At 73.0% G+C, this 17,613-nt stretch carries 12 protein-coding genes; 9 read left to right on the forward strand and 3 right to left on the reverse strand.

What is annotated here, in order from left to right; genetic code table 11:
• Positions 1-297: 297 nt before the first annotated feature.
• Complete coding sequence (locus tag ACWD1Z_RS12835) at positions 298-1,536, forward strand: cytochrome P450 (protein WP_451118094.1); 1,239 nt, start codon at positions 298-300, stop codon at positions 1,534-1,536.
• Here ACWD1Z_RS12835 and ACWD1Z_RS12840 read toward each other — a convergent pair.
• Together ACWD1Z_RS12840 and ACWD1Z_RS12845 are read right to left on the reverse strand one after the other, a co-directional pair.
• Positions 1,526-2,947, reverse strand: coding sequence for an amidohydrolase family protein (locus ACWD1Z_RS12840; RefSeq protein ID WP_451118096.1), 1,422 nt, complete (start codon positions 2,945-2,947; stop codon positions 1,526-1,528). The two genes, ACWD1Z_RS12835 and ACWD1Z_RS12840, sit on opposite strands and share 11 nt — an antisense overlap.
• Before the next feature lie 28 nt (positions 2,948-2,975).
• Entirely contained in the window at positions 2,976-3,815 is an 840-nt protein-coding gene (locus tag ACWD1Z_RS12845; RefSeq protein WP_451118098.1) for an HAD family hydrolase, read from the reverse strand.
• Positions 3,816-3,955: 140 nt separating this feature from the next.
• On the opposite strand from ACWD1Z_RS12845, the gene cpt reads away from it, so the two are divergent.
• The 5 genes from cpt (at position 3,956) to ACWD1Z_RS12870 (ending at position 8,474) form a co-directional block, all read left to right on the forward strand.
• The gene (cpt, locus tag ACWD1Z_RS12850) at positions 3,956-4,492 is read left to right on the forward strand and encodes a chloramphenicol phosphotransferase CPT (protein ID WP_451118100.1); all 537 of its coding nucleotides are present in this window, start codon (positions 3,956-3,958) and stop codon (positions 4,490-4,492) included.
• 164 nt (positions 4,493-4,656) lie between these two features.
• Positions 4,657-5,400 (forward strand): carbonic anhydrase, encoded by a 744-nt coding sequence (locus tag ACWD1Z_RS12855; protein WP_451118102.1) that lies wholly within the window; start codon positions 4,657-4,659, stop codon positions 5,398-5,400.
• 227 nt (positions 5,401-5,627) lie between these two features.
• Entirely contained in the window at positions 5,628-6,458 is an 831-nt protein-coding gene (locus tag ACWD1Z_RS12860; RefSeq protein WP_451118104.1) for an alpha/beta fold hydrolase, read from the forward strand.
• Positions 6,459-6,601: 143 nt separating this feature from the next.
• Complete coding sequence (locus ACWD1Z_RS12865; protein WP_451118468.1) at positions 6,602-7,162, forward strand: carboxymuconolactone decarboxylase family protein; 561 nt, start codon at positions 6,602-6,604, stop codon at positions 7,160-7,162.
• 103 nt (positions 7,163-7,265) lie between these two features.
• Positions 7,266-8,474: a hypothetical protein gene (locus ACWD1Z_RS12870; RefSeq protein ID WP_451118106.1), complete on the forward strand. Its 1,209-nt coding sequence runs from the start codon at positions 7,266-7,268 to the stop codon at positions 8,472-8,474.
• A gap of 24 nt (positions 8,475-8,498) precedes the next feature.
• On the opposite strand, the gene ACWD1Z_RS12875 is transcribed toward ACWD1Z_RS12870, so the two are convergent.
• Positions 8,499-10,190 carry an amidohydrolase gene (locus ACWD1Z_RS12875; RefSeq protein WP_451118108.1) on the reverse strand — a complete coding sequence of 564 codons (1,692 nt, stop codon included), beginning with the start codon at positions 10,188-10,190 and terminating at the stop codon, positions 8,499-8,501.
• 478 nt (positions 10,191-10,668) lie between these two features.
• Between ACWD1Z_RS12875 and ACWD1Z_RS12880 the strand changes: the two genes are divergently transcribed.
• The 3 genes from ACWD1Z_RS12880 to ACWD1Z_RS12890 all read left to right on the forward strand — a co-directional run bounded on the left by ACWD1Z_RS12880 (position 10,669) and on the right by ACWD1Z_RS12890 (position 17,461).
• Complete coding sequence (locus tag ACWD1Z_RS12880; RefSeq protein ID WP_451118110.1) at positions 10,669-13,179, forward strand: SpoIIE family protein phosphatase; 2,511 nt, start codon at positions 10,669-10,671, stop codon at positions 13,177-13,179.
• A 71-nt stretch (positions 13,180-13,250) separates the two neighbouring features.
• A complete protein-coding gene (locus ACWD1Z_RS12885) occupies positions 13,251-15,956 on the forward strand; it encodes a SpoIIE family protein phosphatase (RefSeq protein WP_451118112.1) in 2,706 nt (901 codons plus the stop codon).
• A 140-nt stretch (positions 15,957-16,096) separates the two neighbouring features.
• Positions 16,097-17,461, forward strand: coding sequence for an FAD-dependent oxidoreductase (locus tag ACWD1Z_RS12890; protein WP_451118114.1), 1,365 nt, complete (start codon positions 16,097-16,099; stop codon positions 17,459-17,461).
• Positions 17,462-17,613: the final 152 nt, after the last annotated feature.

The following is a 17,613-nucleotide window of genomic DNA, read 5'->3' on the forward strand; positions in this document are numbered from 1 at the left end:
GGTTCCTCGTCGAGGTGTGCGACGACCCGCTCGGAGATCCGCGCCAGTGTCCTCAGCTCCGCCGGGGTGACGTGGTCGAGGAACAGTGCGCGTACCGCCTCGACGTGCAGCGGGGCGGCCGCCTCGATGGCTCGGCGGCCGACAGCTTGGCGTCCGACTGGAGCTGCCGGGCCAGCCGGCCGCCGAGCCGCTCCTGGAGGCGCACGAAGCTCCGCCAGGCCTGCTGCTCGGGGTGCCGTAAGTGATGCCGCGCACACCGGCGCGGTGGGCTGGCGGGCACGTGTTAGCGTCCCGGCCGTGACTTCCCCGGCTCCGGGCGCATCCGCCCCCGTACTCGATGCGCTGGACCTGTTCGGCGACGACTTCACCCGCGACCCGTACCCGTGGCTTCAGTCGTTGCGGGTCGAGGCGCCGGTGCACTTCGATGCCGGTACCGGGCTGTGGCTGGTCAGCCGCTACCGGGACGTACGCCGTGTCCTGCTCGCCCCGGACGACTTCCTGCCGGACAACGCCCAGCACGCGGTCACCCCCCTGCCGTTCGGCGTGCTCCGGGTGCTCGCCCGGGCGGGCTTCAACCTCCCGCCCGCCCTGGCGAACAACGGCACCGTCAGCCATCCGGGACTGCGCCGGGTGGTCACCCGGTTCTTCAACGCGCAGCGCGTGACCGCAGCCGTGCCGGTGATCGAGCGCATCGCCGACGACCTGCTCGACGCCCTGCCCTCCTCGGGCAGCTGCGATCTGTTCACGTCCTTCGCCCAAGTGCTGCCGTGCCGGGTGCTGATGGAGCTGCTCGGCATCGAGGGCGTCCCGACGGCGACGCTGATCCGCTGGAGTGACGCCTCGCTGGAGCTGTTCTGGGGCCGCCCCACTCCGAAGCGTCAACTCGAACTGGCGGAGCTGGTCGGCGAGTTCCACCACTGGCTGACCGGGACGGTGGCGGGCGGGGCGGCCCGGCCCGGCTCCTTCGTCCGGGCACTGATCGACCACCGCCTGCCCGACGGCGAACGGCTCGACGTGCCGACCGCCGTCGCCGCGTGCTTCTTCGTCTTCATCGCCGGGCAGTCCACCACGGGCCAGCTCATCGCCACCGTGCTGCGCCATGCGCTGACCGAGCCGGGGATGTGGGCCCGCGTCGCGTCCGAGGAGGGCCTGGCGCAGGGCTGGGTGGAGGAGGTACTGCGGCGTGAGCCACCGGTGACCACCTGGCGCAGGGTCACCGCGCGCCCGGTCGAGCTGGGCGGAGTGGACCTGCCGGAGGGGGCGCAGCTGCTCCTGATGCTCCTGGGCAGCGGATCGGACCCGGAGGTCTTCGACGGTCCGGAGCGGATGTGCCCACAGCGGGGGAACATCCGCCGCCACCTGGCCTTCGGCGTCGGCCGCCACCGCTGTCCGGGCGCTTCCCTGGCGCGTACGGAGGCGGCGGTGGCCCTTGCCGCGGCGGCACGCCGCCTGCCGGGGGCACGGCCGGTGGCGGGCGGCCCGATGCTGGGGCTGCTGTCGTTCCGGGCGCCGCTGCGGGTGGCGGTCAGCCTCTAGCGCCGGGCGGATCGACGAGGTGGCGCCATGCCGCTTCCCCTACCGCGTCACGCAGGTGGTCGCGCGAGGCCTCGGCCTGTCGGCGGGCGCGGGCGAGGTCGACGCCGATCAGCTTCCCGCGGTGTTTGAGCACCCGGCCGTTGACGACGACCGTGTCGATGTCTCCCCGTCCGGCCTGGAAGACCAGGTGTCCGACGGGGTTGTTCACCGGTGTCATCGACGGGGTGTCCGCGCGGAGCAGGACGAGGTCGGCGCACTTGCCGGGGGTGATGGAGCCGATCCGCTCGGCCAGGCCGAGGGCTTCGGCCCCGCCGAGGGTCGCGTAGCGCAGGACGTCGGCGGCGCGCAAGTCATGGCTGCTCACCTGCTCCCCGCGCGCGTGCGCCTGGAGGAAGACCAGGCCGCGTTCGGCGCTGAGCGTCGACCTCATCGCGGAGAACATGTCACCGCTCCACCACACCACGGTGTCCATGGACAGGGAGAGCGGAATACCGAAGCGACGGGCGGTTCCGGTGGGCGGATAGCCCTGGCCCGCGTTCAGCTCGCTCTCCGCCGACAGGGACAAGTGGGCGCCGCTGTCGGCGATTCGGCGGTAGGAGTCGTCGCTCAGGGAGGCGGCGTGGACGAGTGTCGTGCTGGGGCTCAGGGCGCCTTGGCGGGCGAGGTGGGTGACGGCCGCGTCGCCGACGATGCCGAAGACGCCCGCATGGGTGGTCACGGGGAGCGCCTGCTTCGCCGCGTGAGCCAGGGCGGCGTCCGCGGCGGACAGGTCCGGTGGCAGGTCCAACGCCACTTGCATGGTGACCAGTTGGTCGTCGCCGGGGAACCGCGCCGCCCGGATCCGGTCCACCTCCCCGTCGGTGACCCAGGAGAGATCGGTGCCGATACGGCCGTACGCCCATCGTGCCCGGCCGGGCACGGACATCAGCGCGTCCACCGCCGCGTCGGCATGGGCGGGGGTGGAGCAGCCGTGGGACCAGTCCACGACGGTGGTGACACCGTCCGCCACCGCCTCGACCATGCCGAGGTGGTTGCCGGCGTAGACGTCCTCGGGGCGGAAGTGCGGCAGTAACTGCCCCAACGCGTCCATGTAGTTCGTCAGGGTCCAGTCGGCGCCGAGCCCGCGCAGGGCCGACTGCCACATGTGGCGGTGGGTGTCGACGAAGCCCGGGATCAGGAGCGCGCCGTGCGCTTCGATGACCGCGGTGTCGTGCGGTGCGGACAGGTTCGCGCCAACCGCCGTGACGGTGCTGCCTGTTGTCAGGACGTCGGTGCCCGGCAGGACTCCCTGACCGGTGTCCATGGTCACGACGGTGGCGCCGCGAATGAGCAAGGGGCGGCCGGCGGGGAAGCGGCCGGGGTCGTGGGTGGCGGTGGGGTCGTGGGTGATGGTGGGGGCATCCGCGTTCATGGGGTCATCCGCGTGCATGGGTTCCCTTTCACGGGACGAGCGCGTCGATGAACCCTTCGAGTATCCGGGCGACGCCGTCCTCGTCGTTGGAGGAGGTGCGGTGACGTGCGGTGGCCAGGACTTCCGGATGGGCGTTGGCCACCGCGTAGGAGCGGCCCACGGCGGTGAGCATGGGCAGGTCGTTGGGCATGTCGCCGAACGCGGCGATCTCGTCGCTCGCGATGCCGAGCCGGCCGCTCCACTCGATCAGGGTGCTCGCCTTCGTGACGCCGGATGCGCTGAACTCCACGAGCGACAGGCCGGTGGAGTGGGTGGTCTCGGCACTGGTGCCGGCGGCGTGCAGTGCCCGCGCGTAGAAGTCGTCGAGCGGGAGTGCCGGGTGGTGGGCGAGGATCTTCAGCAGGGGTCTGGCCGGGGTACGGGTCACCAGGGCCTCCGCCGTACCGACGAGCTCGACGGCGCCCTCGCCGTACGACCAGCTCGGATAGTCCGGCTCGTGGCCGAAGTCCTGGTCGTACTCCACGGAGAAGGAGACGCCGGGGACCGCGGCGCGCACGCGGGCCACGAGCTGTGCCGCCGCGGGGGGCGGGATCGGCGAGAGGTGTTCCAGGGTTCCGTCGGGGGCGTGTACGGCGGCACCATTGGCGGCGATGACGTAGTGCGGTCCGATGGTCTCCAGCAGCACATGGACCGATCGTGACGGACGTCCCGTCACCAGCACGACGCGGATTCCGGCCTGTTCGACCGCCGCCAGGGCGGCCTTGGTACGCGGGGACAGCGTGCCGTCACCGCGCAGCAGCGTGCCGTCGAGGTCCGTGGCGATCAGTCGGGGTGGGGCGGCGAGTGGAGGGGCCGGCGTCGTTGCCACGGAGTGCACCTTCTTGGTCGGCGGACGGGCATGCGTGACGGGTCAACCAATCCTGGAGCCGTGATCATTCCCGTACGGCCGCCTGTCGCTACGCGTATGACCCAGGGTGGTGAGGCGCCGGCCGCCCCTACTCTGGCACGGTGACGACACAGCTGATCATTCTCAACGGTGGCTCCAGCTCGGGAAAGTCCGGGATCGTGCGCTGCCTTCAGGCCGTACTGCCCGATCCGTGGCCGGCGTTCGGGGTCGACGGGTTCGTCGACGCCCTGCCCGCGAGGATGCGAGCCTCGGACGAGGGCATCACGTTCGCCGCGGATGGCGGAGTGAGTGTCGGGGCCGACTTCAGGGCGCTCGAAGCGGCCTGGATGGAGGGCATCGCGGCGATGGCCCGCGCCGGTGCCCGGATCGTCGTCGACGACGTCTTCCTCGGCGGGGCGGCGTCCCAGCAGCGGTGGCGGAAGGCGCTGGTCGGCGTGGAGGTGCTGTGGGTCGGCGTTCGCTGCGATGCCGCCGTCGCGGCGGGCCGGGAGATCGCGCGCGGGGATCGCACGCCGGGGATGGCCGGGTCGCAGGCGGATCTGGTGCACGAGGGCGTGGTCTACGACCTGGAGGTGGACACCACCCGCACCGAGTCCCTCGACTGCGCGCGCGCCATCGCCGCCGCTTGCCTGAGCTGACCTTCCAGCACCTGCCGCCTCGCCGCTCGTCAAAAGACTCACGTCACGGCTCCCCCAAGGCTCACCCCAAGAGCCGATCAACACTCCCCCATGGACGGTTCACGTCCCGTCCACGATTCCGTAGGGCGGGCAGCGGTTCACACTCCCGGACGTACGTTCTGTCCGTGAACTCAGATTCCCCTGCGGGTGCCCCGCGCCCCGCCGAGCCCAAGCCTGCCCGCCGCTCCCTGCTGCGCGGCGCACTCACCGGAGCCGCCGCCCTCGGCGCCGGCCTCGCCGTCGGCACCGCGGCCCCCGCGACCGCCGCACCGAACCGGCCCCGGCCGGCCACCCCCGAGGAGGCCCTGCGTGAACTCGCGGCGGGCAACGCGCGTTGGCGTGCCTTCCGGCAGAGGCACCCGCACGAGACGCGCACGATCCGTCAGGAACTGGTCTCCGGACAGCACCCGTTCGCGGTGGTGCTCGGCTGCATCGACTCCCGTGTCCCCCCGGAACTCGTCTTCGACCAGGGCCCCGGGGACCTGCTCACCGTCCGCAGCGGCGGTGAGGTCCTGGACGAGGCCGTGCTGGGCAGCGTCGCGTACGGCGTGCTCGAACTCGGCATCCCCCTGGTGCTGGTGCTCGGGCACCAGTCCTGCGGTGCCGTACGCGCCGCGGTCGAGGCCGAGGGGAGCGGCGAGAAGCTGCCCGCCCACATCCAGTACCTGGCCGACCAGATCGCCCCGGCCATCGACCACACCAAGGAGGGCGACGCCCGCACCGACGCGACGATCGACGCCAACATACGACTGGTCCGCGACCGCCTCACCGCGGAACCGGACCTCGCGGCCAAGGTGTCGGCCGGTGAACTCGCCGTCGTGGGAGCGCGGTACGAGCTGACCGACCAGCTGGTGCACCGTATCGGCTGACATCGCGGAGGCCGTGCACCCAGGGACCAGGGCCTGGCACGCACGGGAAAGGCGGCCGTGGACGCCGGTGCCAAGCTCCCTTCCGGAGTCGCTTCAAGGCGTCGGCAGCCCGGATCGAGAACGCTTCGCCAAGGTCCGCGCGGGCGCCCCGCACGGCATCAGGGACACGCACCGGAAGCGGCTCCTCGCTCGACGTCCCGCACTCCTGATCCCGGAAGGAAACCCGCATGGCTTCCGCACGTCATCCCCGCCGTCGCGTCCTCGGCGGAATGCTCGCCGCGGGCGGTGCCCTCACCGTCGGCACCGCCGCTCCGGCCTCGGCCGGCTCCCGCACGGGCTCCGGCGCCCGACCGACCGTCGTCCTGGTCCACGGGGTGTTCGCCGACGCCTCCGGCTGGAGCGCCGTCACCGCCCGGCTGCTCAGGTCCGGCTTCCCGGTGATCGCCCCGGCCAACCCGCTGCGGGACCTGGCCGGGGACTCGGCGTACGTCCGCAGCGTGATCGACACGATCCCCGGGCCCGTCATCCTCGTCGGCCACTCCTACGGCGGCGAGGTCATCACCAACGCCGGACGCGGCCATGCCGGTGTCAAGGCCCTCGTCTACGTCGCCGCCTTCGCGCCCGACGAGGGGGAAAGCGCGCTCCAGCTGGCGGGCCAGTTCCCCGGCAGCCGACTGCAGGCCGCCCTCGTCGGGCGTCCCTACCCGATCCCCGGCGCCGAGCCCGGCCTGGACGGCTACACCGACCCCGCCAAGTTCCACGACGTCTTCGCCCAGGACCTGCCCCGCTCGCAGACCCGGATCATGGCGACGGCCCAACGGCCGGGCAGCGTAGGCGGCTTGAGCGGAACCAGTGGCGTACCGGCGTGGAAGACCGTGCCGTCCTGGTACGTCGTCGCGACCGCCGACCGGGTCATCCCGGCCGCCGCGCAGCGCTTCATGGCCGAGCGCGCGGGCAGCGAGGTCGTCGAGGCCGAGGGTGCCTCGCACGTCGTGATGATGTCCCGCCCGGACACCGTCGTCCGGTACATCGAGGCCGCGTACCGCGCCACTCGCTGATCCCGTCGGCACCCGCCGAACTGCCTTTTCTGGAAGGCGATTTGAACGCCTCTCCACGAGCGCCGGCGAATCACCGATGTCACAAATCCGGGCCCGGCGGTGTCTCCATGGCGTCACGCAAGCAGACGTACAAGGAGAACACGATGACGCTGCGCATTGCCAAGGCCGACCTTCCCGCCGAGGTCCGCGCGAGTCTGGTCGAGCAGTTCGGGGCCGTGCCCGAGCCGTGGGAGGTGTCGGCGCACCAGCCGAAGGTCGCCGAGGACGCCGCGGAGCTCGGGGCCAGGGCGAACGCGTGGGACATGGCCGACGAGAGTCTCAAGACGTTCGCGCACATGGCGGTAGCGGCGCAGGTCGGGTGCAGCTGGTGCCTCGACATCAACTACTTCCAGGCACTGCACCAGAACCTGGACCTCGACAAGGCGAGCCAGGTGCCGCGGTGGCGGGAGTCGCAGGTGTTCACGCCGCTGGAGCGGGACGTGCTGGAGTACGCCGAGGCCATGACGAACACCCCGCCCACGGTCACCGACGAGCTGTACGCGGGCCTGCTGGACCGGCTCGGCCCGGCGGCGATGGTCGAACTCACCGCGATCATCGCCTTCGCCAACATGTCGACCAGGAACAACACGGCTCACGGGATCACGTCGCAGGGCTACTCCGCCGCGTGCGAGGTGCCGCTGGCCGCCATGAGGACGACGGCCTGACCGACCTCCCCGCGTCGCCCGTCGGCGCCTGCCGTCCTGCTGCGACGATCCGTCGGCGAGGACTATTCTCCTACCGCACAGCCACGTTGGGGGCGGGGGACGCATGCGGTTCGTCTTTGTTCACGGCACCGGTGTCCGGCGGGAGCGGTTCGACGAGCTGTTCCGGCAGGTGAGTACGGGGTTGTGGGAGAGGTTCCCGGGGGCGGAGGTCGAACCCTGCTACTGGGGGGACGAGTTCGGCGCCGAGCTGAGCGCCGGCGGCGCCTCCGTGCCCGGGACCGAACCCCTCGCTCCGGCGGACATCGACGACGACACCGGGACAGCCGAGTGGCTGCTGCTCCTGACCGACCCGTTCTGCGAACTCCGGGTGCTCGCCGAGATCCGTACCGGCGCCGAGGACGGCGGGTTCGGCCCGCCCGGGGTGCGGTCCGCCGGGGAGGCGGTGGGCGACCTGCTGCGGGGACTGCCCCGCGACCTCGATCCGGGCGACGAACTGGCCGTACTGCTCCGGGAGACCGGGCTGGCCGACGGCTACCGGTACGCCCTGGACGCCGTGTCGGACTCCGAGGAGTTCCAGGACGCGTGCCTCGCCACCGAGGACGACGCGGTCGCCGCCGAACTCGTCCTCCTCAGCAGCCGTGCCGTCGTCGCCGTCCTGCTCGCCGAGGCCCGCGACACCACGCTGTGCACCGGCGACGAACGGGACCGGCTCGTGGACCTCCTCAGTGACCGGCTCGGCGGCACGGGCCGGGGTGTCGTGACCGCCACCCTCGGCGTGCTGTTCAAGCTGGCGCAGCGCATGACCACCCAAGCCGCACGCGACCGCTGGCGCGGGGACTTCACCCACGAGACGGCCTCCGAGATCGGCGACATCCTGCGCTACCAGTCGCGCGGCGAGCCCCTGCGCACCCATCTGGAGAAGGTGATCGGCCGCAGCCCCGAGCCACCGGTCGTCATCGGCCACAGCCTCGGCGGCATCGCCCTGGTGGACACCCTCGCCCTGGCCGCCGCACGCCAATCCCCGCTGCCCGTAAGGCTCCTGGTCACCGTCGGCTCGCAGGCACCCTTCCTGCACGAGCTCGGCGCGCTCGCCGGTCTCGGGCCCGGGGCCGCGCTGCCCGCCGGTTTCCCGCACTGGCTCAACATCTACGACCGCAAGGACCTGCTCGCCTACCTCGCCGAGCCCGTCTTCGCCGGCGACAGCAGGGTCACCGACCACGAGGTGCGCAGCCGCCAGCCCTTCCCGGTGTCCCACAGCGCCTACTGGAGACTCGGCCCGGTCTTCGACCGGATCGCGCGGGCGCTGCGATAACGACAGCCGCGTCGCCGGCGGCCCTCACACGCTCGGGTCCCGGTGAGTCGGCGTCCCGTCGACTACGGCCAACAGAACCGGAAGTTCGGGGAGTTCGGTCGCCTTCGTGGTCAGCGGGTCGTCGGCGAAGACGGTCAGGTCGGCGCGGTGGCCGACCTGGATGCGCCCGGCGTGGTGCTCCTCGCCTGCCGCCCAGGCGGCGTTGACGGTCATGCCCTGGAGTGCTTGCAGGGCGGTGAGTGCCTGGTCCGGGCCGTGCGGCGGCCGGGTCAGGTCGCGGGTCGGGCGGCGGTGGCGGGCGCCCGCCATGACGCCGAGCGGCGGGTAGGGCGCGATGGGCCAGTCGGAGCCGAGGACGACCACGGCTCCGGAGTCGTACAGGTCGCGGCACCGCCACGCGCGTGCGGCACGCTCCTCGCCCAGGCGGACGGACCAGTTGTCGGTGTGGTCGGCGCGGGTGAAGTCGCAGCAGTGGGTGGGCTGCATGGAGGCGATGACGCCCAGTTCGGCGAAGCGGCGCAGGGTGGCGTCGGGCACGGTCTCGATGTGCTCGACGCGGTGCCGCACCGGGGCCCCGGCCGCGACGGGCCGCCCGCCCCCCGCGCCGACCGCAAGCCCGCCCTCGTCCCGGCCCGCGGCCCCGCCCTCGCCGCGCGCCTTCTCCACAGCGTCGAGCACATGCCGTACGGCCGCGTCCCCGATGGCGTGGGTCGCCACCGGCACCCCCGCGCGGTGGAGTCGACCGACCACGCGCGTGTACTCCTCGGGGTCCGGCCAGAAGGCGTGCCGGGACTCGCCGTGGCAGTCGGGCTGTTCCAGCCAGGCGGTGCCGTTGTCGATCGTGCCGTCCATGAAGATCTTCACGCCCGCGGTCCGCCACAGCCGCCCGCCCCGGCCCTGCCCGGCGATCAGGGCGCGTATTCCGTCGGCGTCGGTGCCGGGCCGGCACCACGGGGCGACGCGCAGCCGCAGCGGCAGGTCCCCGGCCGCGTCGAGTTCGCCGTAGAAGGCGAGGCTGTCGCCGCCCGCGTCCATCACATGGCCGCCGGTCAGGCCCGCGGCCGACATGGCACGCAGCGCGGCGGCCAGCCGGTCGCGGCGCTCCTGCCGACCGGGCCGCGGGGCGACACGCTCGACCAGTTCGCAGGCGGCGTCCTCCAGCAGCAGTCCGGTGGGGCGGCCGTCGGCGTCGCACACCACCTCGGCGGTGGCCTGGTCGAAGGTGCGCGGCCCGTCGACGCCGGCGAGTTCCAGCGCGCGCCGGCCGGCCAGCGTGGAGTGCGCGTCGAAGAGGAGCAACAGGGCCGGCACGCCGTCCAGTACGGCGTCGAAGGGGGCGGTCTCGACCGGGTGCCCGGCGAAGACGTTGGGGTCCAGGCCCCACCCGTGCAGCCAGGCGCCGGGGGCGAGTTCGCGTACCGCGCGGGCCAGGGCTTCGCGCACCTGCGGCACGTCCGTGCAGCCGGACAGGTCCAGGCCGTGGGTGCGTTCGGCGCCGGAGACGGGGTGGATGTGGCCGTCGACCAGGCCGGGGGTGACGACCGCGCCCTTCAGGTCGATCACCGTGGTGGAGGCGTCCGCGAGCGCACGGATCCCGGGGTCGTCGCCGAGAGCGGTGATGTGTCCGCCGGCTGCGGCGAGCGCGGTGTGCGGCAGGTACCGGCCGGTGACGGGGTCGAGCAGTCGGGCCGAGAGCAGGACGAGGGAGGTCCGCACGGGTAACTCTCCTAGGCAGCAGATCAGTTGGGAGCAGACGGAGTCCACCTCCCCCGGACGGAGTGCAGGGCGACAGGCCGAGCCCACGCTCCGCGGACAGCCTGCCAGGCGACGGGCCGAGACCACGCGGGCGAGCCCCGCGCGGTACGGGGGCCGTCGGCGTCCGCGTCCGCCGCTCCCCGCCCGCCGCGAGGACCACCGCACCGGCCGGGTGGACGCCGGCCGCCTGGACACCGTCAGCGACGTCCTCCAGCTCACCGTGATCCTCCTCGGCCCCGCCGTGACGGTGTCCCGCCGTATACGCCCTGTGGGTGAAAACCCTGCACACCGGCCCCCTGCGCCCTCTCTTCCCGCGCATTTCGCGGCAGTCGGGGCAATTCGGCGACGATCTTCGTACCGCCCGGGTGCGCCGGGCGTACTTCGTGGCGCATTCTTGCTGTGTCGCCCCGTGGGACGGCGCACGGACAGGTAGGGGCCGATGACTGGGAGCGCCGAGGACGCACAGCGGACGCCCGGACGGCCGACGTCGTTGCTGATCGACGCCTCGATCGAGGCGATCACGGCGGCCGACGGCCACGCGGCCGGGGTCTATCTGCGCTCCCGCACGCCCGGACTGCTGCGCCTGTCGGTGCTCGCGGGACTGCCCGGCCGGCTCTTCAGGCCGTGGTGGCGGCTGCACGTCGACAGCCCGTTCCCGGTCGCCGACGCGCATCGGCTGGGCGTGGAGGTGGTGCTCGCCAACGCCGTGGACACGATGCGCCGCTATCCCCAGTTCGCGGCCGGCCTGCCGTTCCAGTTCGGCTCGCTGTACGTGCCGGTCGCCACGGATACGGCCGCCTACGGCGTCCTGACGGTCCTGCGTCCCTCCGCGGTCGACGCCACCGAGCTGCTGCCCGAACGCGAGCGCCTCGCCCAGCTGGCCGAGGAGCTGGCCTGGCAGCTGGGCGGTGTGGAGGACAGCGCGCTGTGGTGGGACGGCGAGCCCCGGTGCGTACGCCCGCCCGCCCATCACACCTCCCGCCGGGCCGGATCCTTCACCTGGGATCCCACGACCGGCGCCATGACCCTGGACGACCGGCTGCGCGGCGTGCTGGGCGCGGCCGCCGAGGAGTGCGGGAAGAACGAGCGAGCCTTCGCCTCGGCCGCGGCCCCCGACGACGCGCCGGCGCTGCTGGCCGCCCTGCGGGACACGGCGGCGGGCCGCCCGCCACCGCTGCCGTTGTCCGTGCGCGGCGCGCACGGGTCGCTGCGGCTCGTCGAGCTCTGGGAGTCCTGCGGAGGGGCCCGGGACGCCTCCGGCCCACGGGCCGTGCACGGCGTCGTCATCGATCCCGGACCCGGCACCGCGGCCGACGCCGCGGCCGATCTACTGCCCGAGGGCGTGTTCGCGCTGGACCGGCTGGGGACCGTCGTCTACGCCAATCCGCGCGCCGCCGAGCTGCTGGAACTCCCCCGCCCGCGGTTGCTCGGCCGGCTGCTGTGGGACGCCGTGCCGTGGCTGGCCCAGCCCGCCTGCGAGGACCATCTGCGCGGGGCGCTGCTGTCGCCGGAACCGCTGCACTGCCACGTCGCCCGGCCCGGCGCCCGGCCCGGCGAGGCGTACGACGGCGACTGGCTGGCCCTGACCCTCAACCCGGGGCGGGACCTGCTGACCTGCACGGTCCGTCCGGCCCACCGGGTGGCCGAGGCGCCGTCGGGGCCGCCGCCCGAGGATTCCCGCGCGCACGCCGAGCCAGCGGCCGACCCGTCGATGGCTCCGCTGTACCGGCCGATCGTCCTGGCCATCGCGCTGACCGAGGCGGTCACCGCCCGCCAGGTCTCCGAGGTGGTCATGCGGGAGCTGCTGCCCGCGTTCGGCGGGCGCCGGCTGGCGATCTACCTGCTGCAGGAACGGCATCTGTACCTGGCCTGGGAGAGCGGCTTCCCGCAGGGTTTCCTCGCCCGCTTCGAGGGGATCGGCCTGGACGCCCGGGTGCCCGGCGTGGAGACGCTGACCAGCGGACGCCCGCTGTTCTTCGACTCCATGCAGCAGCTCACCGACGCCTACCCCGGCATCCCCCTGGACGCCGCGGAGGGCGCCCGCGCCTTCCTGCCGCTGATCGCCTCCGGGCGGCCGGTCGGCTCCTGCATCCTCGGTTTCGACCGGCCCCGCAGCTTCAGCACCGAGGAACGGGCCGCGCTCACCGCGCTGGCCGGACTGATCGCGCACGCGATGGAGAAGGCGCAGCGCTACGAGAGCGAGGCGGCCCTCGCCCGCGGCCTGCAGCAGGCCCTGCTCCCCCGGCGCCTGTCGGCCCACCCGCTGGTGGAGACCACCGGACGGTACCTGCCGGCGACCCAGGGCATGGAGGTCGGCGGCGACTGGTACGACGTCGTCGCCGCGGGGGACGGGCTGGCGCTGGTCATCGGCGACGTGCAGGGACACGGGGTGCAGGCGGCGGCCACCATGGGCCAGCTGCGCACGGCCGTCCGGGCGTTCGCGCTCGGCGACCGGCCGCCGGACGAGGTGCTGAGCGGCACCAACCGGCTGCTCATCGACATCGACTCCGGGCAGTTCGCGAGCTGCTGCTACATCCGCCTCGACCCCGCCACCGGAGTGGCCCTGGCGGCCCGGGCGGGGCATCTGCCGCCGCTGCTGCGCCGCCCGGACGGCCGTACGCACGCCCTCGACCTGCCCGGCGGAGTCGTGCTCGGCGTGGACCCGCAGGCCCGGTACCCGGTGACACGGCTGGTCATGGACCCCGGCGCCGTACTGGCCCTGTACACCGATGGACTGGTGGAGCGGCCGGGCGGGGACATCGACGACGGCATCGGCGCGCTCCGGGTGGCCCTGGCCAAGAACGGCGCGCTGGTCGGGGGGCCCGGCGGACAGTCCCTGTCCAAGCTGGCCGACCGGCTCACCGCGACGGCCCGGCACACCGCCGACCGGCCCGACGACATCGCCCTGCTGCTCGCCACCCGGCGCTTCACGGCCCGGCGGGACGCATGAGGGCAGCGCGGAGCGCCGGTCACCGGGCGGCGCCTCTCGCCTCCCGCGGTCGCGCAGTGTAGACATGGCTCATGGTCCGACTCTCGGGTCGATCCGGTGCCAGGTCGCTCCGTCGCCGCAGCGGTCCGCGCCCTCGCAGTGCGCCCGGCCGGCGTCCGCGGTCACCGCTGAGCGCACGCAGTGTGGCGGGCCAGGTGTTCCTCTTCCAGGTCGTCATCGTGGTGCTGCTGGTCGTCGCCGCGGTGGTGGCGCTGGTGCTGCAGGTCCGGTACGACAGCACGCGCGAGGCCCGCAACCGGTCGGTCGCGGTCGCCGAGTCCTTCGCCAACGCGCCCGGCACCCGTGCGGCCCTGGACGATCCGGACCCCTCGTCGGTGTTCCAGCCCCGCGCGGAAGCCGCCCGGGAGGCGACCGAGGTGGACTTCATCGTCGTGATGAACACCGACGGCATCCGCTACAGCCACCCCAAGCCGGACCGCATCGGCAAGAAGTTCGTCGGCACCATCGAACCCGCGCTCAGGGGCGAGGTGGTGACCGAGGAGATCACCGGCACCATCGGCCCCCTCGTGCAGGCCGTCGTACCGATCGAGGACGACGACGGCACGGTGGTGGGCCTGGTGTCGGCCGGGATCACGACCGCGACCGTCGGCGGCACCGCCGACCGGCAGCTCCCGCTCGTCCTGAGCGCGGCCGCGGCGGCGCTCGCCCTGGCCACCGGCGGTACGGCACTGGTCAGCCGACGTCTGCTGCGCCAGACGCACGGCTTGGGCCCGCACGAGATGACCCGCATGTACGAACACCACGACGCGGTGCTGCACGCCGTGCGCGAGGGCGTGATCATCGTCGGCGACGAGGGCCGGCTGCTGCTCGCCAACGACGAGGCGCACCGCCTGCTGGATCTGCCGTCCGACGCCGAGGGCCGCCAGGTGGCCGACCTCGGGCTCGCTCCCGACACCGCCGACCTGCTGGACTCCGGCCGGCTGGCCACGGACGAGGTGCTCCGGGTCAAGGACCGGCTGCTGGCCGTGAACCAGCGCCCGACCCATCTGCGCGGCCGTCCGCACGGCAGCGTGGCCACCCTGCGCGACTCCACCGAGCTGCGGGCCCTGTCCGGGCGTGCGGATGCCGCCCGGGAGCGGCTGAGCATGCTGTACGACGCGGGGGTGGGCATCGGCACCAGCCTGGACGTCACCCGCACCGCCGAGGAGCTGGCCGAGCTGGCCGTGCCGCGGTTCGCGGACTTCGTCACCGTGGACCTGTTCGGCGCGGTGCTCGGCGGCGGCCAGCCGGAGACGGTGAGCCCCTTGCGGCGCACGGCCCTCAGCGGGATCCGCAAGGACGCGCCGCTGTATCCGGTGGGCGAGCGGATCGCGTTCGTGGAGTCGTCGCCGCAGGGCCGCTGTCTGCGCGACGGGCGGCCGGTGCTGGAGCCGGTGCTCGCCGAGGCGCCCGGCTGGCAGGCACAGGACCTGGAGCGCTCCGCGCAGGTCGTGGAGTACGGCATCCACTCGCTGATCGCGGTGCCGTTGCGCGCCGGATCGCTGGTGCTGGGGGTGGTGAGCTTCTGGCGGTCGCTGAAGCCGGAGCCCTTCGACGCGGAGGAGCTGGAGCTCGCCGAGGAGCTGGTCGCGCGGGCGGCGGTCTCCATCGACAACGCCCGCCGCTACACCCGCGAGCACAGCATGGCGGTGACCCTCCAGCGCAGTCTGCTGCCGCGCACCCTGCCCCAGCAGAACTCGCTGGAGATCGCCTACCGCTATCTGCCCGCCCAGGCCGGGGTCGGCGGCGACTGGTTCGACGTCCTGCCGCTGTCCGGCGCCCGGGTCGCCCTGGTCGTGGGGGACGTCGTCGGGCACGGGCTGCACGCGGCGGCCACCATGGGGCGGCTGCGGACCGCCGTGCACAACTTCTCCGCGCTGGACCTGCCGCCGGATGAACTGCTGGCGCTGCTGGACGAGTTGGTCGCCCGGATCGACCAGGACGAGGAGGCGGAGGGCGGCACCGCGCCGGTGACCGGCGCGACCTGTCTGTACGCCGTCTACGACCCGGTCTCGCGGCGCTGCACGGTCGCCCGGGCGGGCCATCCGCCGCCCGCGCTGATCCGGCCGGACGGCACGGTCGACTTCCCCGACGTGCCCGCCGGTCCCCCGCTGGGGCTCGGCGGACTGCCCTTCGAGACGGCCGAGCTGGATCTGGCGGAGGGCAGCCGGCTGGTGCTGTACACGGACGGGCTGGTCGAGGACCGGGACCGGGACATCGACGAGGGCCTCGAGCTGCTGCGGGCGGCCCTGTCCCGGGCGGGGGACTCCCCCGAGGAGACCTGCCGGACCGTGCTGGACGCCCGGCTCCCGGACCGTCCCGGTGACGACATCGCCCTGCTGGTCGCCCGGACCCGGGCGCTGTCCGCCGACCGGATCGCCGAGTGGCAGGTGCCGTCCGACCCGGCGGCCGTCGGCAAGGTGCGCTCCTCGGTCAGCCGCCAGTTGCACCACTGGGACCTGGACGACCTGGCGTTCACCACGGAGCTGATCCTGAGCGAGCTGGTCACCAACGCGATCCGCTACGGTGGCGACCCCATCCGGGTGCGGGTGCTGCTCGACCGGACGCTGATCTGCGAGGTCTACGACAGCAGCAACACCTCCCCGCATCTGCGGTACGCGGCCATGACGGACGAGGGCGGGCGCGGCCTGTTCCTCGTCGCGCAGCTCTCCGAGCGCTGGGGCACCCGCTACACCCCGGCGGGCAAGGTGATCTGGGCGGAGCAGCCGCTGCCGTAGGTCACCACTCCCCCGTGCGACTTTGGGGACCCATAAGGCGGGCTTATGAGCCCATAGACCGGACCCGCGTACCGACTTAGGGTTGCCTTAGCTTAGGCTTCCCGTCGAGTTGCTTGTCATCGCTCGAAGGGAACCTGATCATGCCCCGCCCCCTGCGGGTAGCCATTGTCGGAGCCGGCCCCGCCGGGATCTACGCCGCCGACGCGCTGCTCAAGTCCGATGTGGCCGCCGAGCCCGGTGTCTCCATCGACATCTTCGAGCGCATGCCTGCCCCGTTCGGCCTGATCCGCTACGGCGTCGCGCCGGACCACCCGCGCATCAAGGGCATCATCACGGCCCTGCACCAGGTGCTCGACAAGCCGCAGGTCCGCCTCTTCGGCAATGTGAACTACGGCAGCGACGTGCACCTCGACGACCTGCGCGCCTTCTACGACGCCGTGGTCTTCTCCACCGGCGCGATGGCCGACCGCGAGCTGAAGATACCCGGCGTCGAACTCGACGGCTTCTACGGCGCCGCGGACTTCGCGTCCTGGTACGACGGCCACCCGGACGTGCCGCGCACCTGGCCGCTGGAGGCCGAGAAGGTCGCCGTGCTGGGCGTGGGCAACGTGGCGCTCGACATCTCCCGGATCCTCGCCAAGACCGCGGACGAGCTGCTGCCGACCGAGATCCCGGCCAACGTCTACGACGGCCTGAAGGCCAACAAGGCCGTGGAGATCCACGTGTTCGGCCGCCGGGGCCCGGCGCAGGCGAAGTTCTCCCCGATGGAGCTGCGCGAGCTCGACCACTCCCCGAACATCGAGGTCATCGTCAACCCCGAGGACATCGACTACGACGCGGGCTCCATCGAGCAGCGCCGCTCCAACAAGCAGGTCGACATGGTCGCCAAGACGCTGGAGAACTGGGCGATCCGCGACGTCGGCGACCGCCCGCACAAGCTGTACCTGCACTTCTTCGAGTCCCCGGTGGAGATCCTCGGCGAGGACGGCAAGGTCGTGGGCCTGCGCACCGAGCGCACGGAGCTGGACGGCACCGGCAACGTCAAGGGCACCGGCGAGTTCAAGGACTGGGACGTCAGCGCGGTCTACCGTGCCGTCGGCTACCTCTCCGACAAGCTCCCCAAGCTGCCCTGGGACATCGACTCGGGCACCGTCCCGGACGAGGGCGGCCGGGTTATGCAGGAGACCGGCGAGCACCTGACGTCGACGTACGTCACCGGCTGGATCCGGCGCGGCCCGGTCGGTCTGATCGGCCACACCAAGGGCGACGCCAACGAGACGGTCGCGAACCTGCTGGACGACTTCGCCCACGGCCGGCTCCAGACCCCGGACGCGCCCGCCCCGGAGGCGGTGGAGGCGTTCCTCGCCGAGCGCGAGATCCGCTTCACCACCTGGGAGGGCTGGTACAAGCTGGACGCCGCCGAGAAGGCGCTGGGCGAGCCGCAGGGCCGTGCGCGCGTGAAGATCGTCGAGCGGGAGGACATGCTCCGCGAGAGCGGCGCCTGATCCTCACCGCCGCAAGGGCCCGGGACACCTGAGTACCCCGGGCCCTTCACACTGCGACGACCAACGGGCCTGATCCTTCCCGGGCGCCCCTGTCGAGTGGCTGCCCGACTACGCGTCGTGCACGACGTGCCGGGGGGCGCGAGAGTCCGACG

The organism is Streptomyces sp. NPDC002784, from assembly GCF_053592135.1.